This window comes from Streptomyces sp. NPDC002403 (genome assembly GCF_053593015.1).
Genome location: NZ_JBSFBQ010000003.1, coordinates 1 through 22,193, shown reverse-complemented (window position 1 = coordinate 22,193; position 22,193 = coordinate 1). Strand labels below are relative to the sequence as shown.

General features: G+C 70.1%; 23 protein-coding genes. 11 read left to right on the top strand and 12 right to left on the bottom strand.

What is annotated here, in order from left to right:
• The first annotated feature begins 15 nt into the window (after positions 1-15).
• Positions 16-585: a DUF3885 domain-containing protein gene (locus tag ACWCPY_RS04580; RefSeq protein ID WP_451262845.1), complete on the top strand. Its 570-nt coding sequence runs from the start codon at positions 16-18 to the stop codon at positions 583-585.
• Here ACWCPY_RS04580 and ACWCPY_RS04575 read toward each other — a convergent pair.
• Positions 567-743 carry a hypothetical protein gene (locus ACWCPY_RS04575; RefSeq protein WP_451263196.1) on the bottom strand — a complete coding sequence of 59 codons (177 nt, stop codon included), beginning with the start codon at positions 741-743 and terminating at the stop codon, positions 567-569. The two genes, ACWCPY_RS04580 and ACWCPY_RS04575, sit on opposite strands and share 19 nt — an antisense overlap.
• Between ACWCPY_RS04575 and ACWCPY_RS04570 the strand changes: the two genes are divergently transcribed.
• The 3 genes from ACWCPY_RS04570 (at position 686) to ACWCPY_RS04560 (ending at position 3,388) form a co-directional block, all read left to right on the top strand.
• Positions 686-1,066 (top strand): HNH endonuclease, encoded by a 381-nt coding sequence (locus tag ACWCPY_RS04570; RefSeq protein WP_451262844.1) that lies wholly within the window; start codon positions 686-688, stop codon positions 1,064-1,066. The two genes, ACWCPY_RS04575 and ACWCPY_RS04570, sit on opposite strands and share 58 nt — an antisense overlap.
• Positions 1,067-1,335: 269 nt before the next feature.
• Positions 1,336-2,556, top strand: a complete 1,221-nt coding sequence (locus ACWCPY_RS04565) for a metallophosphoesterase (RefSeq protein ID WP_451262843.1) — start codon at positions 1,336-1,338, stop codon at positions 2,554-2,556.
• 442 nt (positions 2,557-2,998) lie between these two features.
• The gene (locus ACWCPY_RS04560; RefSeq protein ID WP_451262842.1) at positions 2,999-3,388 is read left to right on the top strand and encodes a hypothetical protein; all 390 of its coding nucleotides are present in this window, start codon (positions 2,999-3,001) and stop codon (positions 3,386-3,388) included.
• A 334-nt stretch (positions 3,389-3,722) separates the two neighbouring features.
• On the opposite strand, the gene ACWCPY_RS04555 is transcribed toward ACWCPY_RS04560, so the two are convergent.
• The 5 genes from ACWCPY_RS04555 to ACWCPY_RS04535 form a co-directional block, all read right to left on the bottom strand.
• Complete coding sequence (locus tag ACWCPY_RS04555; protein ID WP_451262841.1) at positions 3,723-4,289, bottom strand: DUF6529 family protein; 567 nt, start codon at positions 4,287-4,289, stop codon at positions 3,723-3,725.
• Between the two features lie 316 nt (positions 4,290-4,605).
• Positions 4,606-5,049, bottom strand: a complete 444-nt coding sequence (locus ACWCPY_RS04550; protein WP_451263186.1) for a hypothetical protein — start codon at positions 5,047-5,049, stop codon at positions 4,606-4,608.
• 36 nt (positions 5,050-5,085) lie between these two features.
• Positions 5,086-6,036, bottom strand: coding sequence for a metallophosphoesterase family protein (locus tag ACWCPY_RS04545; RefSeq protein ID WP_451262840.1), 951 nt, complete (start codon positions 6,034-6,036; stop codon positions 5,086-5,088).
• The gene (locus ACWCPY_RS04540; RefSeq protein ID WP_370740797.1) at positions 6,033-6,281 is read right to left on the bottom strand and encodes a cupredoxin domain-containing protein; all 249 of its coding nucleotides are present in this window, start codon (positions 6,279-6,281) and stop codon (positions 6,033-6,035) included. Before ACWCPY_RS04540 ends, ACWCPY_RS04545 begins: the two co-directional genes overlap by 4 nt.
• A gap of 590 nt (positions 6,282-6,871) precedes the next feature.
• The gene (locus ACWCPY_RS04535) at positions 6,872-7,408 is read right to left on the bottom strand and encodes an FAD-dependent oxidoreductase (RefSeq protein ID WP_451262839.1); all 537 of its coding nucleotides are present in this window, start codon (positions 7,406-7,408) and stop codon (positions 6,872-6,874) included.
• 747 nt (positions 7,409-8,155) lie between these two features.
• Here ACWCPY_RS04535 and ACWCPY_RS04530 point away from each other — a divergent pair.
• Complete coding sequence (locus ACWCPY_RS04530; RefSeq protein ID WP_451262838.1) at positions 8,156-8,983, top strand: class I SAM-dependent methyltransferase; 828 nt, start codon at positions 8,156-8,158, stop codon at positions 8,981-8,983.
• A gap of 150 nt (positions 8,984-9,133) precedes the next feature.
• On the opposite strand, the gene ACWCPY_RS04525 is transcribed toward ACWCPY_RS04530, so the two are convergent.
• The 3 genes from ACWCPY_RS04525 to ACWCPY_RS04515 form a co-directional block, all read right to left on the bottom strand.
• The gene (locus ACWCPY_RS04525) at positions 9,134-9,769 is read right to left on the bottom strand and encodes a GNAT family N-acetyltransferase (protein WP_451262836.1); all 636 of its coding nucleotides are present in this window, start codon (positions 9,767-9,769) and stop codon (positions 9,134-9,136) included.
• A 179-nt stretch (positions 9,770-9,948) separates the two neighbouring features.
• Positions 9,949-10,542, bottom strand: a complete 594-nt coding sequence (locus ACWCPY_RS04520) for a dienelactone hydrolase family protein (protein ID WP_451263185.1) — start codon at positions 10,540-10,542, stop codon at positions 9,949-9,951.
• A 123-nt stretch (positions 10,543-10,665) separates the two neighbouring features.
• Positions 10,666-11,100, bottom strand: a complete 435-nt coding sequence (locus ACWCPY_RS04515) for a hypothetical protein (protein WP_451262835.1) — start codon at positions 11,098-11,100, stop codon at positions 10,666-10,668.
• 303 nt (positions 11,101-11,403) lie between these two features.
• Between ACWCPY_RS04515 and ACWCPY_RS04510 the strand changes: the two genes are divergently transcribed.
• The 3 genes from ACWCPY_RS04510 (at position 11,404) to ACWCPY_RS04500 (ending at position 15,895) form a co-directional block, all read left to right on the top strand.
• Positions 11,404-12,318, top strand: a complete 915-nt coding sequence (locus tag ACWCPY_RS04510; RefSeq protein ID WP_451262834.1) for an AurF N-oxygenase family protein — start codon at positions 11,404-11,406, stop codon at positions 12,316-12,318.
• 28 nt (positions 12,319-12,346) lie between these two features.
• On the top strand, positions 12,347-14,044 hold the full coding sequence (locus ACWCPY_RS04505) for an FAD-dependent oxidoreductase (RefSeq protein WP_451262833.1): 1,698 nt from the start codon (positions 12,347-12,349) through the stop codon (positions 14,042-14,044).
• A 231-nt stretch (positions 14,045-14,275) separates the two neighbouring features.
• Positions 14,276-15,895 carry a chitobiase/beta-hexosaminidase C-terminal domain-containing protein gene (locus ACWCPY_RS04500; RefSeq protein ID WP_451262832.1) on the top strand — a complete coding sequence of 540 codons (1,620 nt, stop codon included), beginning with the start codon at positions 14,276-14,278 and terminating at the stop codon, positions 15,893-15,895.
• Positions 15,896-15,968: 73 nt separating this feature from the next.
• On the opposite strand, the gene ACWCPY_RS04495 is transcribed toward ACWCPY_RS04500, so the two are convergent.
• A complete protein-coding gene (locus ACWCPY_RS04495; protein WP_403774356.1) occupies positions 15,969-16,496 on the bottom strand; it encodes a DoxX family protein in 528 nt (175 codons plus the stop codon).
• Between the two features lie 242 nt (positions 16,497-16,738).
• Here ACWCPY_RS04495 and ACWCPY_RS04490 point away from each other — a divergent pair, with 242 nt between their 5' ends.
• Positions 16,739-18,754 carry an FAD-dependent oxidoreductase gene (locus tag ACWCPY_RS04490; RefSeq protein ID WP_451262831.1) on the top strand — a complete coding sequence of 672 codons (2,016 nt, stop codon included), beginning with the start codon at positions 16,739-16,741 and terminating at the stop codon, positions 18,752-18,754.
• Positions 18,755-18,828: 74 nt separating this feature from the next.
• On the top strand, positions 18,829-19,368 hold the full coding sequence (locus ACWCPY_RS04485) for a PadR family transcriptional regulator (protein ID WP_451262830.1): 540 nt from the start codon (positions 18,829-18,831) through the stop codon (positions 19,366-19,368).
• A 91-nt stretch (positions 19,369-19,459) separates the two neighbouring features.
• On the opposite strand, the gene ACWCPY_RS04480 is transcribed toward ACWCPY_RS04485, so the two are convergent.
• Positions 19,460-20,443, bottom strand: a complete 984-nt coding sequence (locus ACWCPY_RS04480) for a DMT family transporter (protein WP_451262828.1) — start codon at positions 20,441-20,443, stop codon at positions 19,460-19,462.
• The gene (locus tag ACWCPY_RS04475) at positions 20,440-21,288 is read right to left on the bottom strand and encodes a phosphatase PAP2 family protein (RefSeq protein WP_451262827.1); all 849 of its coding nucleotides are present in this window, start codon (positions 21,286-21,288) and stop codon (positions 20,440-20,442) included. The genes ACWCPY_RS04480 and ACWCPY_RS04475 overlap by 4 nt, the downstream gene beginning before the upstream one ends.
• Positions 21,289-21,449: 161 nt before the next feature.
• Here ACWCPY_RS04475 and ACWCPY_RS04470 point away from each other — a divergent pair, with 161 nt between their 5' ends.
• Entirely contained in the window at positions 21,450-22,073 is a 624-nt protein-coding gene (locus ACWCPY_RS04470; protein ID WP_451262826.1) for a TetR/AcrR family transcriptional regulator, read from the top strand.
• Positions 22,074-22,193: the final 120 nt, after the last annotated feature.

The following is a 22,193-nucleotide window of genomic DNA, read 5'->3' as shown; positions in this document are numbered from 1 at the left end:
GGACGAGTGCGGCGGGTGTCTGGAAACGGGCAGACAGATCTGACGGAGCTGTGGCAGCAGCGTTGGCCCGGTTGTCCTCCGGTCGGGTACAAGCTCCGCAACCCATATCGGGATGTCTGGGTACGTTTTCACAGCCTGCCGGAGTCGAAGCGGTATGCGGAGGACGAGAGCGATTACGCCGTCGTCCTGGAGCGTTACAACACCGTCCTCGATGAGTTGTTCGCTGGTGTGGACGTGTATGTCATCACTCCGCTTTGGGCGACCGAAGCCGAGGTTTCGTCAGTGGAACCCGTCACGGGGTATTGGCAGAGCCTGCTGGTGGAGGACGATCCTGACCCTGAGTTCCGCACGTACTGCCACCTCTTTGCCGCCCGCCGGCCCTGGCAGCGCGGCTGCATCGACAACTTGCTCCGAGATACCGCCGATGACAAGGTGGCGGGAATCCTCATCACCGACACCCGCATGCAGCGCATCCACCACCCCTACGACGGTGGCGCTGACGTCTTCCTTGCCACACCCGACGAGCGGGACCAGATGCGCGATCGGCATGCCGACTGGCTTTCCAGTCATCCCTCGGGCCTCTGACCGGCCTGGATCGCCGCCCCGCTCAGAACGGTCTTCACCCCCAACACCAAGTTCAGAGGCTCTACGAGTTCCTTGGTGGCGACGGCCACGAGGCGGGCGGGTGCATCACCCTCCAGTGACGCGCTCACGTACTCGATGGCCTCCTCGGGCGAGAGCACGGCACGCTCCCAGCGGCGGCACCGATACGAGTCGTGCGCAGAACAGCGAGAATGCCGTCCGCAAGCTCAAGCAGTGGTACCAGAACTCCTACCAGATATGTGCCACTACCCTGTTCCTCCCCTCGCCCCGCCACCGCTACAGCGAAGCTGCTCATATCCGGGCAAGAGAGCACGGGGGACCCGATCTCACGGAGAACCTGCTGTGCCTCTGCCCGAACTGCCACGTCCTCTTCGACGCCGGTGCGTACGTCCTAACCGACGACCTCGCAGCCGTCGACACCGTGACGGGCCGCCTGCAAGCCGAACTCAAACGCCGCCAGTAGCACTACATCAACCTCGACCACGTTCGCCACCACCGCCACCATTGGAGCAGCCGCAATCCCGGGGCACGCTCCACTGGCAGCAGTACGGGCTGAGGAAGGCCGTAGTACCCTGATCCGGCTCATGCCGAGGGAGGTGCCTACGGCGGAGTCTTGCCATCCCGCAGAGACCCCTTCGCCCCAAGCGACCGCGCCCATGAACGCCGGTCCGGTCGGCCCGGGGGCGACCGGATACAGTGCGCGGGACGGCAGTCTGGTCAGGGAGGGGAAGCGTGACCGCCACCAGCAACGCCCGGCCCGCCGAGGGTGAAGCGCGAGCGCCGCGGCAGAGTCGGCTGCACCGCCTGATGCGCTACGTCCCCCTGATCGCCCCGGTCCTGCTGTGGGCCGTGCCCTGCTGGGTGCTCCTGCACAGCGGCCAGCACTGGCCGCTGCCCGTCACGCTGGCCGGCACCGCCCTGTGCGCCCTCGGCCTCCTCGGTATGCCGCTCGCGATGGTGCGCGGCCACGGCCGGCGCCAGCAGGACCGGGCCGCGATCATCGGTGACACCCTGCTCGGCACCAGTTGGATCCTGTTCACGTGGTCCGTTCTGCTCGGCGTCCTGCTGCGCCTCGCCCTGACCGTGGCCGGCGTCGGCGGGAGTCAGGACCGGGCCCGCACCGTCACGTGGGCCGTCCTCGGCGTGACCGCCGTGCTCCTGGCCTGGGGGCACGCCGAGGCCCGCCGCGTGCCGCGCGTGCGCCGACTCGACGTGCACCTCCCGCGACTGGGAGCCGGGTTGGACGGCACCCGCGTCGCTCTCATCACCGACACCCACTACGGCCCGCTCGATCGCGCCCGCTGGTCGGCACGGGTGTGCGAGACGGTCAACGCCCTGGAAGCCGACCTGGTCTGCCACACCGGCGACATCGCGGACGGCACCGCCGAACGCCGCCGCGCCCAGGCCGCCCCGCTCGGTACCGTGCGGGCCACCCGGGCCCGGGTCTACGTCACCGGCAACCACGAGTACTACAGCGAGGCCCAGGGCTGGGTCGACCTGATGGACGAGCTGGGCTGGGAACCGCTGCGCAACCGCCATCTGCTGCTCGAACGCGGAGGCGACACCCTCGTGGTCGCCGGCGTGGACGACGTCACCGCCGAGTCCTCCGGCCTGGCAGGCCACCGCGCCCACCTCGCTGGAGCCTTGAACGGCGCCGACCCGGACCTGCCCGTCCTGCTCCTGGCCCACCAGCCCAAGTTCGTCGACCGGGCGGCAGCCGCAGGCATCGACCTCCAACTCTCCGGCCACACCCACGGCGGCCAGATCTGGCCCTTCCACCACCTGGTCCGCATCGACCAGCCCGCCCTCGCCGGCCTCAGCCACCACGGCCCCCGCACCCTCCTCTACACCAGCCGTGGCACCGGCTTCTGGGGCCCGCCGTTCCGCGTCTTCGCCCCCAGCGAGATCACCCTGCTCGTGCTCCGCAGCCCGCAGATGCCCACCGAGCCGTAGACGGAGCGGGCCAACACATCCGCTTGGAGCAGTCCACGAGCTGAGTGGTGCGGCGTCGACAGATGACCAGGCTCGTCTCGCCGAGGACAAGACCCGGACCATTCCCGGGCCGACAACTCCAACGAACTACACGTGGAAACGTTTTACACAGCTCAGCGACGCTTGACGCCTGTACCACCACCGCGTGTACAGGTCAGCAAGCCGGACACCGTCCAGCCCGATGCTGACCGTTTGCTGACCCCGGGGTGGCGATCATGGCTCTGACCTGCGGAAACACCCAAACGCTAGATCTTGGACTTGAACATGGTACGCAGCGTCGAGGTACTCCCGAACCTAGGCTCCCTGCCTGCGTTTTTGCAGGTCAAGGGCTGATTTCCCACCCTACATCGAGTCGCATGTCCGGACAGCGTTCCCCAGCCTCTTCAGGGCTCATGCTGACCACTTGCCGAATCTACTGACGGATCGTCAGGTAGCGTTCGAGGGCGCCTCAACCCAGTTGAGGTTCTGCGCGGACGCCGAGCGCCGCTGGGCCTCAGGCCAGTACTGCTTCCAGCAGGCTCGGTGGGCCTTTTGCATCGATGCCAGGGCGTGGGCGTCGGATAGTGACGCCACCTTCGCCAGGGCCATGTCGATCGCTCGTCTATTGACCGTCGCACTCCGCTTGCCGCCCTCGATCGCCGAGACGACGGTGACGGACGGACTGGCCCGCGTCCAGCGTGAAGGTGGTCCGATTCCTGCTCCCGGCCCCTGCAGTGTGATCCTGCCATCGCCGATGACCTTTGAGGCGATCGCCACGTTCACCGCCCACCCGGCCATGTGCCGTCACCACTGACCCTGTTGGAAGGCGTGCTGGTGCCGGACTTGGTCGCCACCATCATGTTGCCGCGTACCTCCGCCGCGCCCGAGACCACCGACCGCCTTCCAGACCTTCGCAGACCAGAACGAGATCCCTCGGTCAAAGTCCTGGCGAAGCCTCGGCAGCTGAGCCCGGCTGTCTCCCCGGCCTTGCCTGACCTCGCCCGAACTGACAGGCACCGCCCAAGTACATGGCGTCACTGGTCAGTGTGTCGCTTACCGCGATGTTGTCGGTCCGGCCGGGGCCTCCGTTGACCGCCGGGGCCGCCGTTCACCGCCGGGAGAGGCGTCTCGCGGTCTCGCGCTCTGCATCATAGGCCGGGTGCCTGGAAGCCGTTCAGGTACCAGAAGGGGGCGGCGTACCAGATCAGGGCGATCGCGGTGACGAGGGTGCCTCCAGCCAGAGGGAGTGCCCAACTGGGCCAGTGGCGGTGGCGGACCACGATGACCTTGGCGACGAAGGCCCCGTAGAGGAAGCAGCCGGTGAGCGAGTGCAGCGCCACGCGGGTGTCGGTCAGCTGGACGCCGTAGGTGGTGATGCAGTGCTGAGCGATGGGGAGGGAGAGAAGGAAGGCGGTCAGACCGATGAGGCGGTGCGTCGTGTTGACCCGGTGCGGTGCGGTTCCCAGTGCGGGCAGGCGACCGTACATCCAGAGGGCGAGAAATAGCTGAATCAGCGCCAGGCCCAGCAGTGCGGAGCCGAGTTGGGCCTTGAGTAGTTGGGCGTCGTTGCCGCGCTGCCCGAAGAGGCTGTTCTCGTAGGCGGGGGTGTGTACCCGGCCGTACCAGTAGAGGCCGGCCATGACCGCCACGGGCAGGAGCATCCACAGGACGCCGTAGCGCCGTCTGTGGTTGGCAGGGTGAGCGAGGCCGTTCACGTGATCAGCCGCCCCCGCTCACGGTTTTGCCGCCCTGGTGCTGGACGGCACACCACGTGGTGCCGAGCGCGGCGCTGGGAGTGCCGGTGGTACGGACCGACGGCCCGGAGACAGAGCGAGGATCGGTGCGGGCGGATGTGACCGCCGCCGGTGCGGGCTGCGGGCTCACGCCGATCGTCGTCCCCCTGCCGCCGGAGCAACCGTTGTGCACCGTGGCACGCATGGCGTCAGCGGCGACCGAGCCGGTCGCGAGGCGAGGGTTTCTCAACGGGTCCTCCAGGCGTTGCGGGCCGATCTCACCAGTACGTCCGAAGAGTCACGTCCGGGTCGAGTCGGCGCGCCAGCAGGTACGCGGATCAAGGAGGGCGGTTGGGCCGAACGGCCGGTGAGAGCGACATGCCGACCCAGGTGAAGGAGGGGGCCGTGTTCGTAGAGTCGTAGGTGCCCGGGTCAGCAGGGTGAGCGTCTCGGCGATGAGGCTGAGCAGCGCTTGCGGGGCGGGCGGCAGGCCGCTTTCGGTGAACCCGAACAACCCGGTGGTGCGGGGTGTGGCGAACCCGGCGAGCGCGCCGATGGCGATTGCGGCGGCAGCGGCGATTGGGTGTAGCAGGGGTGCCGCCAGCAGGAGAAGGGCGGCAACTGCGAAGGCGGCACCGGCCTGCAGCAGGAACAACGGGCCGATGACGTGGATGAAGTGGTATCCATCGATGTAAAGCTGGGCGTGGATGTATCCGCTACCCGCGAGCGCGGCGGCGAGCACCAAGCGCGGTGCGATGGCAGGCAGGCTACAGGGGGGTCAGGTGAGTTTCTCGTCCTTGACCGCCAGTGCGTGGCTTCCTTGCCGGTAGTTGACGGTGCGGATGCCGAGTGCGTCCTTGAGGCGTCCGGCGGGCAGCACCTGCGGAATGGGGCCGGGGCCGTGGCCGGGTTTGGGAAACGGGTAGCAGGTGGGGGCGGCCGAGTGGAAGGTGATGTTGCCCTCGGTCTTGGTGAACAACTGGTGGACGTGCCCGTTGAGGCACGTGACCGAGGAGAAACGGCGCAGCATCGACAGCACCTGCACGGCATCGTCGGTGCCCCAGCCCCACTTCGGATACATCGCGAACAGCGGGATGTGACTGAAGACGACGATCGGGGTGTCCGATGACAGGCCGGCGATGTCCTTGCGGACGAAGTCGATCTGATCGCTGCCCAGGTGGCCGAGTTGCTCAAGGTGCAAAGTGTTGACCAGCGCGATGAAGTGCACACCGTGGGTGTCGAAGCTGTACCAGCCGTCGCCCAGGGTGTTTTTGGCGAAGGTTTGTCGGTATGCGCGTCCGTTGTCTCCGATCGAGTCGTGCTCGCCCGGCACGGTGAAGATCCGGTCGGTGCGCAGCTGCGACAGCATCTGCTTGACCTGGTCGAATTGGGCGGGGGTGGAAAGGTGTGTCAGGTCGCCGCTGTGCATGACGAAGTCGGGGCGGAATCCCAGCGAGTTGATCTGGTTGAGCGCTGCCGTGAACGTTCCGGTGACATTCATGTTGGGCGGGCCACGGAAGCCGATGTGGCTGTCGGAGACCTGCACGAATCGCAGGTCTGCGCTGCCCGCCGGGGTGGGGTCCGTCGAACCGGGGATATGGCTGATCACCTCTCCCCCGGTGACTGTCAGGATGACGGCGCCACCGAACCAGGCGGAGTGCCGCATGAGCTGACGGCGGGACATGCCGTGCTCGCCGTCGCCGCTGGAGTTGTGTGTGGGTTCGGTCATGGGGTCACCTCCACGGTGGCGGTCATGAACGGGTGGATGGTGCAGTAGTAGGCGTAGGTGCCGGGTTTGGTGAAGGTGTAGCTGTAGGTGTCGTTGGTGGCCAGACCTGCCGACTTCAGCGGGCCGCCCGATCCTTGTTTGCTGGTGACGGTGTGAGTGTCGGGGTCGGTGTTGGTCCAGGTCACCTTCGTGCCCGCCTTGACCGTCAGTTTGGCCGGGGAGAACGCAAAGTTCTTGATCGTCACCGCGTTGGCGGCCGCCGGGGCGGACGATTGGCCGGCGGTAGGTGAGGTCGAGGGCGTGCTTGGTGGCGGGCTGACCGTACCGCCTGTTCCGGAGGCACCGGGCGTCCCAGGCAGGGTCTGGCCAGTGCCGGGACTCAGTGCGCCCGATGGTTTGGTTTGTGTTGATCCGCCGCACGCACTGAGCAGTCCCAGTGCTCCGGCAACGGCGACAGCGGCCAGGCATCTGCGCGACCGCCGGACCAGCACAGAGGAGTTCGCATTCATGACCATCGTTCCCTTTACGCATTCCCTGCCGCACGGGCGGGTGTGATCCAAGACCGATCCGCGATCGGCCTGTTTCAGGCAGATAGGCAACCGGGTTACGCCCCCAGGGGGGTATTTAAAGGGGTGTAACCCGGTGGGTCACTTTAGGTGAGCGGACAGTGGATTCCATTCAGCAAATCGAATCCCACAGCGAAGTCTTCGTTGTTTCACCGTGACGGCGGGTAGCAGTACGCCTGGAGTCAGGAGAGTTTTCGCGGTGTCCGTAATGGACCGCAGTCAAAGACGGACAAACACTGGACTTCGACCCGACCGAAGACCTGCTGCCGTCAGCCGACGCCCGCACCGGTGGCGTCATGCGCGCCGGAGCCGCGATCGCCTGTCGATCCGACCACCCCCGGTCTTGTGAACCGGGGACTCGGCGGCTTGCATCGGGTATGGGACCGGGTGGTGCCGCTGAGCGGACCAGTAGCGCGTAGCCACGCGATCGAACTCGAATCCACTGCGTCGATGTCGAGGTCCGCATCCGGTACGGCCAGGCGGTGCGGGGAGGCGCCGGTGGCCAGCAGCAGCTTGTCGTAGCCGATCGTCTTGCCACCGGAGACGGTGACCGCCTTCCGATCGCGGTCGATGGCCGTGAAGATGGTGTTCAGCCACAGATCGATGCCGTGATCGGCATACCACTGCGACGGGTGGACGAAGATCGTTTCGCGGTCCTGCTCGCCCATGAGGTAGCCCTTGGACAGCGGCGGACGCTCATGCAGTGGGTCCGGCTCGTCCCCGATGAACAGGATCCGGCCGTCCAATCCGTTCCCGCGTAGCGCTTCAGCGGCCTCGGCTCCGGCCAGGCTCGCCCCGACGATCACGAACGTTGGATTGCGCCATCTCGCCTTCTCTCTGCTGCGGTCTGTGCCTTGGGGCCGGCCGCTGTCAGATATGTGCGGGCTGGGCGCGAGTTTCTCAACCAACCCATTCCAGCTGGCGTCAACTTCTCCATGTCCTCGTTCTCCAGCACCTGCACGACGTCGGTGTAATCGACGCCGAGGACGGCGAGTTTCTCCAGCTTTTGTACACTTCGCCATAGGTGTCTCGGATACTGCCGACCGGAACCACGCCGTGCTCGGTGGCAGCGTTCAGTTTCGCCTCCGGCATGGTGCTGACCACGCCCGGGGCGACCAGGTGCACGACGTACCGAGTGGCGTCGTATGCCGCGCGCGCCCGTGCAGCGCGGCGGGCCGGACGCCGCCCAACCGGTCAAGCCGCCGGTCGATCTCGGTATCCACCCGCGAGACGAAGAACGACGCCACCGACGCGGTCCTGGACAGGTCGCGCCCGCGTCGTGTGTGCGTTCCATCCCGGTCAGGAACGCCTCCGCCACCGCGTCGTAGCGGTCCAGGGACCCGCTGATGGCCGGCCCGCTCTCACCGTCCATTGCCTCTGCCCCTGCCTAGCGGCACTCCACGTCGCAGCCCTCCTCCTCCGGGCCCGGCCGTGACCGCGCTCGGCTGTCGGTGGGCCTTCGGCAGGGTGCCCTGGCCGGCGGGGGCTCCGGGCCCGGATGAGGGCGAGGGCTGACCAGCGCCTCCGGGGCATCAGGCGCGTTAGGCTCAGCCATGCACGAGACATCGGTGGCGCGCTTCTACGACGAACTGGCCGACGACTACCACCTGATCTACTCGGACTGGGATATGAGCATCCGCCGGCAGGGGGACGCCCTGAACGCCCTGATCGACCAGGACCGCGCGGCGGTCCTCGACTGCTCCTGCGGGATCGGCACGCAGGCCATCGGCCTGGCGCTGCACGGGCATCGGGTCACCGGTACCGACCTCAGCCTCCGCGCCGTCGCCCGCGCCGCCCGTGAGGCCGCCCGCCGGGACCTGAGACTGCGCACGGCCGCCGCCGACATGCGGCATCTCCCGTTCCCTGACGGTCGGTTCGACGTGGTCGTCTGCGCCGACAACGCGCTGCCTCACCTGCTCACCGAGCAGGACACTCGCGCCGCCCTGGCCGAGATGCGCCGCGTTCTGCGTCCCGACGGCCTGCTGCTGGTCAGCACACGCCCGTACGACGACCTGCTGCGCGAGCGGCCGGCCTCGACTACTCCGCAGGTCCACAGGAGCGAGGACCGCGCCGACGGCGAAGACCGGACCGTCACCTTCCAGCTCTGGCACTGGCACGACGACGGCGAACACTACGACCTGGAACACTTCCAACTCCTGCCGGCAGAAGGAGAATGGCGCGTCCGTGTCCGCCGTACCACCTACTGGGCACTGGGCCGGGACCGGCTGGCCGGCCTTGCGGCCGAGGCCGGGTTCGCCGACCCCGAGTGGCGGATGCCGCAGGAAACCAGCTTCTTCCAGCCACTGCTCATGGCCCGCGCCGGTACGTGGACGACTCCCGGCTCGGGACGGCGGCCCCGACATCCGCCCCATGGTTCCTGAACCCGGCGACATCCAGGTGCTGGATCCTGCCTCTGAACGTGGCGCGCCGGCGAACCGCTCCTGACGTCAGGCCCGTTTCCTGCGCTTGTGCAGAACGACGGCGGTGCGCCCAGCCCCGTACCGCCCCTCTTCCACGGCTGCCCCCTGGCTTCAGGGCCGGTAGACGCACTCCGCGAGCGTCGCGTGCTTCTTCCAGCCCAGCGTCTCGTAGAGCGCGCGTCCGGCGTCGGTCGCCCCGAGGACACCGAGGACCGCGCCCTCTTCCAGCGCGCGGTCGGCCAGCGTACGCATCACGAAGCCGCCCAGCCCGCGCCGTCGATGGGTCTCCTCGGTCACCACCCGGTCCACGACCACCTCGTCCCCGAGGACCGCCATCTGCCCCTTGGCCGCCTGTCGGCCCGCCGCGTCCAGGACCCGGACGCGGATGACTCCTCCGCCGGACTCCAGGGTCGTGGTGTATCCCTCGGGCGCGACCGGGTTCGTGGCCATCAGGTCCACGGCCATCAGATGCCCGGTCTCCTCCCAGGCCACGACCCATCCCCGAGGCAGCCAGGGCTCGATCGTCTCCGGCTCCGCGGGCATCTTCATCCACGTCCGTGGGGTGGTCACCGAGGCAGCGGCGCCGCGGACCAGGGATTCGCGGGTCTCGGGCAGGACATGGCGCCCCACTTCCACGGGACTGTCGCTCACCGCGATGTAGAACCCCCAGGGCTTCTCGGCCGGAGGAGGTGTCCGCCGGGACGCGGCCCAGCCCGCCACCCAGGTCCTCACCGTGTCGGCAACCATCAAGCCCTCCCGGAGCAGTGACCGCACCATCTGACAAGTAATGGCCAGTTAGCCGAGTGGCATGTTACGCCGTCGCCCGGTGCGTGACATCCGCTTTCGCTGCCATGCGGTGCGGCAGAGGCCGGCGGGATCCGGGCATGACTGATGACCGAACACCCCGACCGGGCCCACCATCCGTCTCAGGCGTCCCGGTGGCCTGCATCCAGGGAGCCGAGGAAGCGCAGCGTGCGGTCGAGCAGCAGGGCGGCGGCCTCGGCGTCGTAGGACGGCAGCGAGTCGTCGGCGAACAGGTGCTGATCGCCTGGATAGAGGTGCAGCTCGGCGTCGGGGGCCTCGTCGGCCAGGGCGCGGGCGGCATCCGCGTCGCCCTCGTCGGTGAAGAGGCGGTCCGCCTCCATGGCATGGACACGGACCGGGAGCCCCGAAGGCCACGCCCCGAAGGCGGAAGTCGGCACGCACGAGTGGACGAACACGGCGCCGCGGGCGCCGGCCCGGGTCTGCGCCAGTTTCTGGGCGGGCAGCACGCCGAGCGAGAACCCGATGTAGACCAGCGCCTCCGTCGAGTCCGCCACCGCCCGGACGCCGCGGTCGAGCAACTCGTCGAAGCCGGTCCTCTCCGCGTACGCCAGTCCCCCGTCCAGGGTGTCGAAGGTGTGCCCGTCGTACAGGTCGGGGGTGTGCACGGTGTGCCCCTCGCCGCGCAGGGCGTCCGCGAAGGCGGTCACACCGGGGGTCAGGCCCTGGGCGTGATGAAACAGGAATACTTCGGCCACCGTGAGCCCCCAACAGCTGTCGAACAAGGATCGGTTCATGAACCTAGAAGCTCCGGGGCCGTTGATCAATCCGGCGGCCATGGATCAGCGGCGGCCTCCCGGACCCCGCGTCCGGCGGCCTCCTCACCCCTCGGGCGGGGGCGCCAGCAGCATCGGCCGGCCGTGGAGTGCGCGGTCCGGGGCCCCGGTGAACACCGCGGTCGCGGGCGCCGCCCGTGCGTACAGCTCCGGGTCCGCCTCGGTCTCCGCCCGCAGGACCAGCACCGCCTCCGGGTCCGCGGACGAGCGGCCGGGGAACGCGGCGAGGTCCGCGCCCGCCCGTGCCAGCGGGGCGGGGTACACGGCGATGTCGACCGTCAGGCGGCGGCCGTCGAGGGTGTGTTCGGCCCAGCCGTCGGTCTGCGACAGGAACAGCACACCGTCGCCCTCGTAGCAGTGGTCACCGAGCCGGGCGACGACACGCTCACCGGGTGAGCCGTCCGGGTCGACGCGGAGCGTCACGACGGGCGCGTCGGGCTCGTCGGGGTTGATGCCGGTACGGACGTGGAGCCGTGCCACGGGCGGCCTCCGGTGACGGGCGGGGCGGATGAGGGACCAGTACAGCACGGTGGTCACCGCGCGCGAACCGGGGGCGGCCACGGAGCCCCGGCGGTCCCGCGTTCCGAAGATCGACCCAGCGGATTCGCCACGAGGGGTAGGCCCGCACGGCACTCTTGCTATACGTTCCGTCTAACAGCTTGCTAGACGTGGCGTCTAACAAGCGATGGAGGCGCTCGGCAGCCCTGGATCCCATCGAGCGGCACGAGATGGGGTCGCGGTCGGCCGGCATGGAGTCGATCTGTCGATTCGAGGAGCCGCACCATGGCAAGCAGCACCGTTCGACCGGAGGACCGGGACCGGCTCGACGAGCAGGACGTCGCCCGGCGCCTGCTCGACTCTTCGGCGAAGCTCTCGTACGACCCCGTCACCGAGGTGGACTGGGACACCCCGCTGGACAAGGACTTCCACGGTGCGAGCCCGGAGTGGAGCACGCTCTACGGCACGGCGTACTGGAACGAGTTGAGCGATGAGCAGCGCAAGGAGCTGACCCGGCAGGAGGCCGCTTCGGTGGCCAGCACCGGCATCTGGTTCGAGATGATCCTGCAGCAGATGGTGCTGCGCGACATCTACACGACGGACGCGACCGACCCGCGGTTCCAGTGGGCCCTCACGGAGATAGCCGACGAGTGCCGGCACTCCATCATGTTCGCCCGCGGGGCGGCGAAGCTGGGCGCCCCGGCCTATCGGCCGCGCCGCGCGGTGGTCGAGCTGGGCCGGGCGTTCAAGACTCTCGCCTTCGGCGAGGCGGCGTACGCGGCGATCCTGGTCGCCGAGGAAGTGCTCGACGTCATGCAGCGGGACTGGATGCGGGACGAACGGGTCGCGCCGTTCGTACGTACCATCAACAACATTCATGTCGTCGAGGAGTCACGGCACATGAAGTTCGCCCGCGACGAGACCCGCAGGCGGCTGCGGGACGCGGGCCCCCTGCGCCGGCAGCTCAACGCGTTCGTGATCGCCGTCGCGTCCTATTTCATCGTCACCAGCATGGTGAACCGGCAGGTCTACGCGAACGCCGGGCTCGACACCCGGCGCGCGCTCGCCGAGGCAGGTGCGAACGAGCACCACAAGTCCCTCATGCGGTCGAGCTGTTCGGGGCTGATGGAGTTCCTGGCCTCGGCCCGCCTCCTCACCAAGCCCGCGCTGGCTCTTTACAAGCGCGCCAACCTGATCTGATCCGAGCCGAGCGACCCGAGCTGACGAGATGACCTACGCCATCACCCAGACCTGCTGCACCGATGCCACCTGCGTCGCCGTGTGCCCTGTCAACTGCATCCATCCGACGCCGCAGGAGCGGGAGTTCGGCAGCACGGAGATGCTGTACGTCGACCCGGGGTCCTGTATCGACTGCGGTGCCTGTGCCGACGCGTGCCCGGTGGACGCCATATTCCCGGTGGATGCCCTGCCCGCCGCACAGCAGGAGTACGCCGCGATCAACGCGGCGTACTTCGCCGGGCAGAGGCCGGGGCAGGAACCCGGGCAGGGGGCCGGAGAGGAACCCGGGCAGGGGCCCGGACAGGGTGTCGGGGGCCCCAACTTCCACCGCTGGGACGCGCCGTCGTTCGAGCGCAGCCTGCCGTCCGACTTCGCGCCGATCCGCGTCGCGGTCGTCGGTACGGGCCCGGCGGGCATGTACGCCGCCGAGGACCTGCTGCTGCACACCAACGCCGAGGTGACACTGGTCGACCGGCTGCCGGTGGCCGGCGGACTCGTCCGGTACGGGGTGGCCCCCGACCACCCCGCGACCAAGAAGGTCGGCGACACCTTCGCGCGCTTCCACACCCACCCCCGGGTACGGATGCACCTGGGAGTGGAGATCGGCAAGGACATCACCGCGGCGGAACTCGCCGCCCACCACGATGCGGTGATCTACGCGGTGGGCGCCTCCACCGACCGCCGCATCGGCATCCCGGGCGAGGAACTGACGGGCAGCATCTCGGCGACCGCGTTCGTGGCCTGGTACAACTCCCACCCGGAGGTCGCACCCGACGCCGTCGGCCTGTCCTCGGAACGGGTGGTCGTGGCCGGAAACGGGAATGTCGCCCTCGACGTCGCCCGCATCCTCGTCGCGGACCCGTCGACCCTGGCCGGCACGGACATCGCGGATCACGCGCTCGCCGCCCTGCGTGCCTCGAAGGTGCGCGAGGTGGTCCTGCTCGGCCGCCGCGGCCCGGAGCATGCGGCGTACAGCGCCTCCGAGTTGCTCGCCCTCAAGCATCTGCCGGACGTGGAACTCGTCATCGACGGCCACGACCCGCGGACCGGCAGGGCGATCGACGGCGCGGCCCCGGACGAGAAGGCGGCCCTGCTGCGGGGCGTGACCCGCGAGACGGCGGACTGGTCGCGCGCACCCGCCCCGGGACGGCGCATCGTCCTGCGCTTCCACTCCGCACCCGTCCAGGTGCTCGGCGACGACACCGTACGGGCCGTGCGTGTGACGGGGGGCCGGGGCGAGCTGGACATTCCGGCCGGCACGCTGCTGCGGGCGGTCGGCTACCGCGGCGTTCCCGTCGCGGGGCTCCCCTTCGACGAATCGACCGGCACCGTCCCGCACGAGGGTGGCCGGGTGAGGGGGATGCCGGGGACGTACGTCGTCGGCTGGATCAAGCGCGGGCCCTCGGGCGGCATCGGAGCCAACCGCGCCTGCGCCGCCGAGACCGTCGGCACGCTCCTGGACGATGCCGTCGCCGGTGCCCTGTCCGCACCGGCGCCCGCGCCCAAGGCGTTCCTTCGGCTCGCCCGCAGCCGCAGCCGCCATGTCGTCGACGCCAAGGGGCTGGCGGCCATCGACCGGGCCGAGCTGGCACGTGGTCGTGACGGCGGACGCCCGAGGGTCAAGTTCGGCACGGTGGCGGAGCTGGTCGCGGCGGCGAAGGGCAGCCGCTGGAGGCTGCCGGGCTGAGCATCACCGGACGGGGCCCGCCCGGCCCCGTCCGCGCGTCCTCCCCTCCGGCGCCCGCCTCCGGCGATCCCCACAAGACGTTCATGATCGCTTCACCGGGAAGTCGGCCGGACCGCACCGTCGGCAGGCACGCGGCACCTAACGTCCCTGGTTCAGACCGGTTATTCATCCGTTATGCAACCAGGCAGGGAAGCCGGCATGGACTTCCCGGGCCGGAGAACAGGGACCCCCGTGAGACTCACCCCTCTCGTGATCGCCGCGACGTCCGTCGCGCTCGTCGCCCCGACCGCCGCCGCGCAGGCCGACTCCCCCGGCACGCGCACCCCGGCCGCACCCGGTGTCAGCGTGCCGGGCGGGCGGTACGAGCACGCGGTCGAACTGAAGTTCCGGGCCGAGCGCGGCACCACCGTCCGCTACACGCTGGACGGCACGACCCCGACCCGTGACAGCCGCGTCTACTCCCCCGGCCGTCCGCTGCGGATCAAGAAGGACACCAATGTCACCGCGGTCGCCTTCCGAGGCGGGCGGAGCAGCGTCCCGGTGTCCTACGGCTATCTGATCAAGTCGCGGGAGAAGCCGCTCGCCCGGCTCGTCGTCATGTCCGATGTGCATGTCGGCAGCCACGCGAGCGCCGACAAGAAGTACGAGAGCTTCTTCAACACCATCGGGTCGATCTTCCCCGAGCCCGACGCGATCCTGTCCAACGGCGACATGATCAACGACAACGGTGACGGCAAGGGCCCCGACCACAGGATCGTCTCCGAGATCTTCCGGACCCAACTCGCCCGCAAGGGCATGACCGGCACCAAGCTGCTGATCTCCAACGGCAACCACGACGCGAGCCTCGCCGCGATACGGGCCGGATACCCCAGGGCCTGGTTCCCCGACTCGGGCGGCGGCTACTACGAGTCCGAGGTGAAGGGCCTGCACGTCCTCACGGTCAACACCGAGACGTACGACTCCGACACGGCCCAGCGCGCCTGGCTCAAGGAGCGGCTCGCCGCGATCACCTCCGACAGGTCCTACGCGGGCAAGCCGGTCCTGGTGCAGGGGCACCGGCCCACCACCGGGACGACGATGGACGGCCAGCAGGCCTCCAACCCGCGGCTCGCCGAGGATCTGAGCGCCTTCCCGCAGGCCATCCTGTTCTCCGGCCACTCGCACCTGAACATCAATGACGACCGTTCGATCCACCAGCGCGACTTCACCTCGGTCAACGACGGTTCGATGTCGTACATCGAGGTCGACCACGGCTACCAGATGGTCACCGAGGACGGTCTCGCCGACCGTTTCGAGTCGCCCACCGCGCAGGCTCTGTTCGTCGAGGTCTACAAGAACCGTACGGAGATAGCGCGGGTCAACATGGCCGCGGACAAGCACGACATCTACGCCGGTGGCCAGTGGTCGGCGAACTGGCAGCCGCCGTACGCCAGCGCGGGCACCCTCGCCGGCTCCACCTGGACGGTTCGGCTGAAGGGTTCGACGGGCGAGCAGATCAAGGGCGACTTCCGCTACACGGACGCCGCACGCAACACGGTGGCGCCGAGGTTCACCACACGCCGGCCGCTGTCCCGGGTCCGTGACGCCGAGGGCGGCACGGCGCTGCGGATCGCGCAGGCCGAGGACGACCAGATGGTCCACCACTACGAGGTCGGCATCACCGATGCCGCGACCGGTGCCTCCGTCGTCAAGTCCAAGGTCCTCTCGGACTACTACTTCATGCCCCGCCCGAACACCCTCGACATCCCGGTACCGGGTGCCGTGAACGGCGGCCGGTACGTGGCACGGGTCGTCGCCGTCGACGCGTACGGGAACGCCTCCCCGGCCGCGTCGCTGACCTTCCGGAAGTAGCGAGAGGGAGCCGGATCCGGGACCGGGCGGCTCCCTCCCTGGGGTGCCGTCCGGTCCCGGTCCTGCCGGGCGGTCAGGTCGCGTCGGGGTCGACCGCGACCTGCCCCCTGGCGCGTCTGCCGACCACGGCCGCCGCCGCGACGGCACTGCCCGCGAAGGCCAGGGCGACCATCCACGGCTGGTTGAAGACATGCCGGGTGGCATGGTCGACGGAGTAGCGGCCGGGCCCGGTCAGGCCGATCGCCGCGGCGGTGAAGCCGAGGAACGCCGGGTACTCGTAACCGCCGCCCTGCGCGAAGAATCCGGCGGGTGCGTGGACGGCGACGGCGCCCGCCATCGCCCCGGCCGCGGCCGCGCCGGCCGCCGGGGTGGCGAGGCCGAGGGCCAGCAGCACCCCGCCGCCCGCCTCGCCGAGACCGGCGGCGACCGCGCTGTGCTTCGGCGGGTGGAAACCCATCGCCTCCATCGCGGCGGTGGTCCCCTGGATGCCTCCGCCACCGAACCATCCGGCCAGCTTCTGGGTGCCGTGCGCGGCCAGTACCGCGCCGGTGCCGACGCGCAGGACGAGCAGGCCGAGGTCACGTCGGTCGAGGCAGGCCATGGGTGTCTCCGCAGGGGTTCGGGGATGGGCGCGGTACGCACGCGTGCGCGGTCGCGCCACATCGGACGGATGCCGCGGTTCCACTTTCCGTGGCGCAGGGCGCCGACGGGTCCTGGTGCTACGCCGTTCGGGGGACGGCCCGGTACGCGGCACTGAGACCCACACCATTGTGCAACTTGTTGCACAATGGTGTTCCGGTGGTCTACAACTGGCGCAACCGACACTGCGCGAGGAGCCACCGCATGAGCCCGTACCCGAATCTGCTGAGCCCGCTCGACCTGGGGTTCACCACGCTCCCCAACCGGGTGCTGATGGGTTCGATGCACATCGGTCTCGAAGAGGTCGAGCACGGTTTCGAGCGGATGGCCGCCTTCTACGCGGAGCGCGCCCGGGGCGGCGTCGGCCTCATGGTCACCGGTGGCATCGCCCCCGACGCCCGGGGCTGCTCCGTCCCCGGCGGGGCCAGGATGACCACCGAGGCGGAGGCCGAGCAGCACGCGCGGGTCACCGCCGCCGTCCACGCGGCGGGCGGCCGGATCGCCATGCAGATCCTGCACTTCGGCCGGTACGCGCACCACCCCGGTCTGGTGGCGCCGAGTGCGATCCAGGCTCCGATCAGCGCCTTCACCCCGCACGCCCTCACCGACGACGAGGTCGAGGAGACCATCGAGGCCTTCGCGAGAGCGGCCGAGCTGGCGCGCCGCGCCGGGTACGACGGCGTCGAGATCATGGGCTCCGAGGGCTACCTGATCAACGAGTTCATCGCCGCCGCCACCAATCACCGCACCGACCGCTGGGGCGGCTCGTACGAGAACCGCATCCGGTTCCCCGTCGAGATCGTGCGCAGGGTCCGTGAGCGGGTCGGCAGCGACTTCATCCTGATCTACCGGCTGTCGATGCTGGACCTGGTGCCGGGCGGCTCCTCGCTGGAGGAGGTGGTGCGGCTCGCCCGTGAGATCGAGTCGGCCGGGGCCACGATCATCAACACCGGGATCGGCTGGCACGAGGCCCGTATCCCCACCATCGCCACCTCGGTGCCGCGCGGCGCCTACACCTGGGTCACGGAGAAGGTGCGCGGGGCCGTCTCGGTGCCGCTGGTGACGAGCAACCGCATCAACACGCCCGAGGTCGCCGAGGAGATCCTCGCCTCGGGCCGGGCGGACATGGTCTCGATGGCCCGGCCGTTCCTCGCCGACCCCTACTTCGTCGCCAAGGCGGCCGAGGGCCGCGCCGACGCGATCAACACCTGCATCGGCTGCAACCAGGCCTGCCTGGACCACATCTTCAGCGGCAAGGTCACCTCCTGCCTGGTCAATCCGCGCGCCTGCCACGAGACCGAGCTCACCCTGTCGCCGACCCGCACCGCGAAGCGGGTGGCCGTCGTGGGCGCCGGGCCCGCCGGTCTCGCGTGCGCCGTCTCGGCGTCCGAGCGCGGGCACGAGGTGACGCTGTTCGACGCGGCCGAGCAGATCGGCGGCCAGCTGAACGTCGCGCGCCGGGTCCCGGGCAAGGAGGAGTTCGACGAGACGCTGCGCTACTTCCGTACCCGGCTGCGGGAGGAGAAGGTCGGGCTCCGACTCGGTACGCGCGTCACGGCCGACGCGCTCGACGGCTTCGACGAGGTCGTCCTCGCCACCGGCGTCACCCCGCGCTCCCCCGGGATACCGGGCCAGGACCACCCCAGTGTGGTCGGCTACCTCGACGTCCTGCGCGGCGGGGCTCCGGTGGGCGAACGGGTCGCGGTCATCGGGGCGGGCGGCATCGGCTTCGACGTCGCCGAGTTCCTCACCGACCCGGGCGACGGGGCGAGCCGCGACCCCGAGGTGTTCTTCCGGCAGTGGGGCGTCGACACCGGCTACCACGGCCGGGGCGGCCTGCGCGCCCCGGAGCGTGCCAAGTCCCCCCGGACCGTCCACCTGATCCAGCGCAGGACCGGCAAGGTCGGCGCGGGGCTGGGGAAGACGACCGGCTGGATCCACCGCACCGAGCTGCGCCACCGCGGCGTCACCACGATCGCGGGCGCCGCCTACGACCGGATCGACGACGAGGGCCTGCACCTCACGGTCGACGGCGAGCAGCGCGTCCTGCCGGTCGACACGATCGTGGTCTGCGCGGGTCAGGAGCCGCGCCGCGACCTGTACGAGGAGCTGCTCGCCGCGGGCCGTACGGCACATCTGATCGGCGGCGCGGACGTGGCGGCCGAACTGGATGCCAAGCGGGCGATCCGCCAGGGCACGGAGCTCGCGGCCTCGCTGTGACGCACCGGTCCCGCGGCGCGGGGACCCGCCCCTGCGCCACGGGACTGCGGTCGGCCGTCCATAGGATGCACCTCATGTCACTCCCGCATGCGATTCTCACCGCCCTGCTCGAGAAGCCGTCGTCGGGGCTGGAGCTGACCCGCAGGTTCGACCGGTCGATCGGCTACTTCTGGTCCGCCACGCACCAGCAGATCTACCGGGAGCTGGGGAAACTGGAGCAGGCCGGACAGATCCGGGCGCTGCCGTCGGAGCAGCCCGCCCGGGGGCAGAAGAAGGAGTACGAGGTGCTGCCGGCGGGCCGTGAGGCGCTCTCTGCCTGGGTGGCCCGCTCCGAGGACCCCAAGCAGGTCCGGGATCCGCTGCTGCTGCGCATGCGGGCCGCGGCGGTCGTCGGGGCACCTGGCCTGGATGCGGAGCTCCGCCGCCACCTGGGGCTGCATCGCCGGCAGCTGGCGGAGTATCTGGAGATCGAGGAGCGGGACTTCCCGCCCGGGCGGGACTCCGAGGAGGACCGGCTGCGCCACCTGGTGCTGCGCGGCGGCATCGATCTGGAGAACTTCTGGATCGGCTGGCTGACGCGGGCGCTGGACCCGGAGGAGAAGCCGGGTCCGTAGACGGGTTGTTCGGGTACGTGACGGTCGGGCGGGCGGAGGTCACGTACCCGCGCCACACCACCGGCAGGCAGGCAGACACCGCTTCAGCGCGTCACGGACCGCCCACCGGTGCCCGGACCGGTTCCGGTCGCAACACCGCCCGGTCCATCGGCCCCCGGCCGGCGATGACGACCCGTGGCGGCGATCCGGCCCCGTCGGGCTTCGGCTCGTCCCCGGCCGGACCGGCGGTGACCGGACCTGCGGCGGCCGGGCTCTCCGCCTGGGCACGGCTGAGCAGGACCACGCCCCGTACCGCCGCCACCGTTCCGAGCAGGGCCAGGAACAGGCTGGTCGTCCCGCCCTGGAGGCGTTCGCCGAGCAGGGCCAGGCCGATGGCCGCCGCGGCCACCGGATTGGCGAGCGTGACGACCGCCAGTGGTGCGCCCAGTCCACCCCGGTAGGCGGTCTGGGAGAGCAGCAGCCCGCTCATCGCGAACGCGGAGACCAGCAGCGCGACGACGACCAGACGCCAGCTGATCAGCGGACCGGTGTGGTCGGTGACGGAGACGGTCAGGGTCTGGGTGAGCGCGGACGCGACCCCGGAGGTGATGCCGGACGCGGCGGCGTGCCGCAGGCCGGGGCGTGCACCCGGCCTGCTGAGTCCGGCGACGACGGCCATGGTCCCGGCCCCCACGGCCAGGGCCTCGGGCAGGCTGAGCGTTTCGTGCGGGGCGGCACCGCCCGCGGTCACCAGCAGGGCACCGAGACCGAGCAGGGTGAGGACCGTGCCGCGCCATTCGATCCGGGTGACCCGGCGGCCGGCGGCCCTGGCGCCCAGCGGGACGGCGGCGACCAGGGTGAGGGCGCCGAGCGGCTGGACGAGGGTGAGCGGGCCGTACTTGAGCGCCGCGACATGCAGCAGCGCGCCACCGGCGTTCAGTGCGACCGCCGACCACCAGGCACCCCGGCCGAGCAGCCGCAGCACCCCGGCGTCCGGTTCGGTCCGCCCGGCGAGCCGGGCCTGCGCCACCGCGGCCGAGGCGTAGGCGGCGGCGGAGACCAGGGACAGCGCGACGGCGATCACGGTGGCGTTCATCGCCGCGCCCCGGTCGAGGCGTAGGCGGCCGGGACGGCGGGCTCGACGGCGTACGGCACGGCCGACGGCGCGGGTTCGCCCGTCGTGGACGGCCACGGGAGGTGGGCCCGCACCGCTTCCGTGCGCGGCAGCCGCAGTGCCGCGAAGGCCACCGCGAGCAGCGCCGAGACCACGATCGAGTCGAGCCAGTAGTGGTTGGCCGTGCCGACTATCACCAGCAGGGTGACGAGCGGGTGCAGCAGCCACAGCCAGCGCCACCGCGTCCGGGTCGCGACGATCAGCCCGACGGCGACCATCACCGCCCAGCCGAAGTGCAGCGAGGGCATCGCGGCGAACTGGTTCGCCATCGAGTCGGTCGCCGGAGTCGCCCCGTAGACCGTCGGCCCGTACACCTGGCCGGTGTCGACCAGTCCGGCGGCGTCCAGCAGCCGCGGCGGGGCGAGCGGGAAGAGCAGGTGGAGGGCGAGCGCCGCGCCGGTGAGTGCGGCGAGGATGCGGCGCGACCAGACGTAGTGGCGCGGGCGGCGCCAGTAGAGCCACACGAGGAAGAGCAGCGTGGCCGGGAAGTGCACGGTCGCGTAATAGGTGTTCGCGAGGTGGACCAGCGTCTCGTTGTGCAGCAGCAGGTTCTGGACGGCGCCCTCGCCGGGCAGGTGCACGGAGCGTTCGAAGTCCCAGACGTGTCCGGCATTGCGGTACGCCTCGTCCACGTGGCCGTTCGCGGCCTGCCGGCCGAGCTTGTAGATCACGAAGAGACCCACGACCAGAAGAAGTTCGCGGACGAGGGGCGGTCGGGCAGAACTGTCCGGCTCCCGATCTGCTGGCTCGCTACCGGCGTACATCACCCGGTGCCCCTTTGCTGACGAAGCGGTGTTACGGCGGCATGGTCCAGTCCATGCCGTATCGATACGCCAGTGTACCGATACGCCAACGTATCGGTACACGCGCGTATCGGTACACTGGCGTATCGAAGGACCTCGTCGCAGCTCGCCGGGAGGGAAGACACATGTCGCCGCAGAAAGTCGCGCAGGAACCCGCACACACGCCGCGCCGCTCGAAGATCACGCCGGAGCGGGCCCAGGAGTTCTACGCGGCCGTGCTCGACATGCTGCGGGAGTCCGGGTACGAGGCGCTCACCATGGAGGGCGTCGCCGCGCGGACCCGCTGCGGCAAGTCCACGCTCTACCGGCAGTGGGGCTCCAAGCCCGAACTGGTGGTGGCCGCACTGCATGGCACCCGGCAGGGCCTGCTCCCGCACATCGACACCGGCAGCCTCGCGGACGACCTGCGCGAGGCCGCGCGGTCGATCGGCGCGGGCTCGGGACGCGACACCCCGCTGATGCACGCACTCAGCCATGCCGCGCTGCAGAGCCCCGAGCTGCTGTGCGCGCTGCGCGAGGCGCTGATCATGCCGGCACTGGCGGCGATCGACGCCATGGTCCGGCGCGGCGCGGAGCGCGGCGAGATCCGGCCGGACAATCCGGCTGCGGAGTTCGTCTCCGCGCAGCTCCTGGGCGTGATGCGCGCCCGTCCGCTGCTGGAGGGGAAGAACGCGGACGAGGCCTACCTCACCCGGTTCGTGGAGGACGCAGTCCTTCCCTCGCTCGGACTGAGTGCGCCCGCGCACTAGTCCCGACAGACGTGGGCCGTCGTCCGAGCGGATGACGACGACCCGCCGGCGCCGCACCGTGGGGACGGGGGCGGCGCACCATCCGGGCGGCCGGTGACCGGATGGCCGCCGTTGTCGACC

What these genes read in the sequence shown, in the direction of transcription:
- ACWCPY_RS04525 (WP_451262836.1), bottom strand. Translation starts at nt 9,769, where the DNA reads ATGGTTGCCGACACGGTGAGGACCTGGGTGGCGGGCTGGGCCGCGTCC.
- ACWCPY_RS04470 (WP_451262826.1), top strand. Translation starts at nt 21,450, where the DNA reads ATGTCGCCGCAGAAAGTCGCGCAGGAACCCGCACACACGCCGCGCCGC.
- ACWCPY_RS04495 (WP_403774356.1), bottom strand. Translation starts at nt 16,496, where the DNA reads ATGGCCTGCCTCGACCGACGTGACCTCGGCCTGCTCGTCCTGCGCGTC.
- ACWCPY_RS04480 (WP_451262828.1), bottom strand. Translation starts at nt 20,443, where the DNA reads ATGAACGCCACCGTGATCGCCGTCGCGCTGTCCCTGGTCTCCGCCGCC.
- ACWCPY_RS04510 (WP_451262834.1), top strand. Translation starts at nt 11,404, where the DNA reads ATGGCAAGCAGCACCGTTCGACCGGAGGACCGGGACCGGCTCGACGAG.
- ACWCPY_RS04490 (WP_451262831.1), top strand. Translation starts at nt 16,739, where the DNA reads ATGAGCCCGTACCCGAATCTGCTGAGCCCGCTCGACCTGGGGTTCACC.
- ACWCPY_RS04545 (WP_451262840.1), bottom strand. Translation starts at nt 6,036, where the DNA reads ATGACCGAACCCACACACAACTCCAGCGGCGACGGCGAGCACGGCATG.
- ACWCPY_RS04505 (WP_451262833.1), top strand. Translation starts at nt 12,347, where the DNA reads ATGACCTACGCCATCACCCAGACCTGCTGCACCGATGCCACCTGCGTC.
- ACWCPY_RS04530 (WP_451262838.1), top strand. Translation starts at nt 8,156, where the DNA reads ATGCACGAGACATCGGTGGCGCGCTTCTACGACGAACTGGCCGACGAC.
- ACWCPY_RS04485 (WP_451262830.1), top strand. Translation starts at nt 18,829, where the DNA reads ATGTCACTCCCGCATGCGATTCTCACCGCCCTGCTCGAGAAGCCGTCG.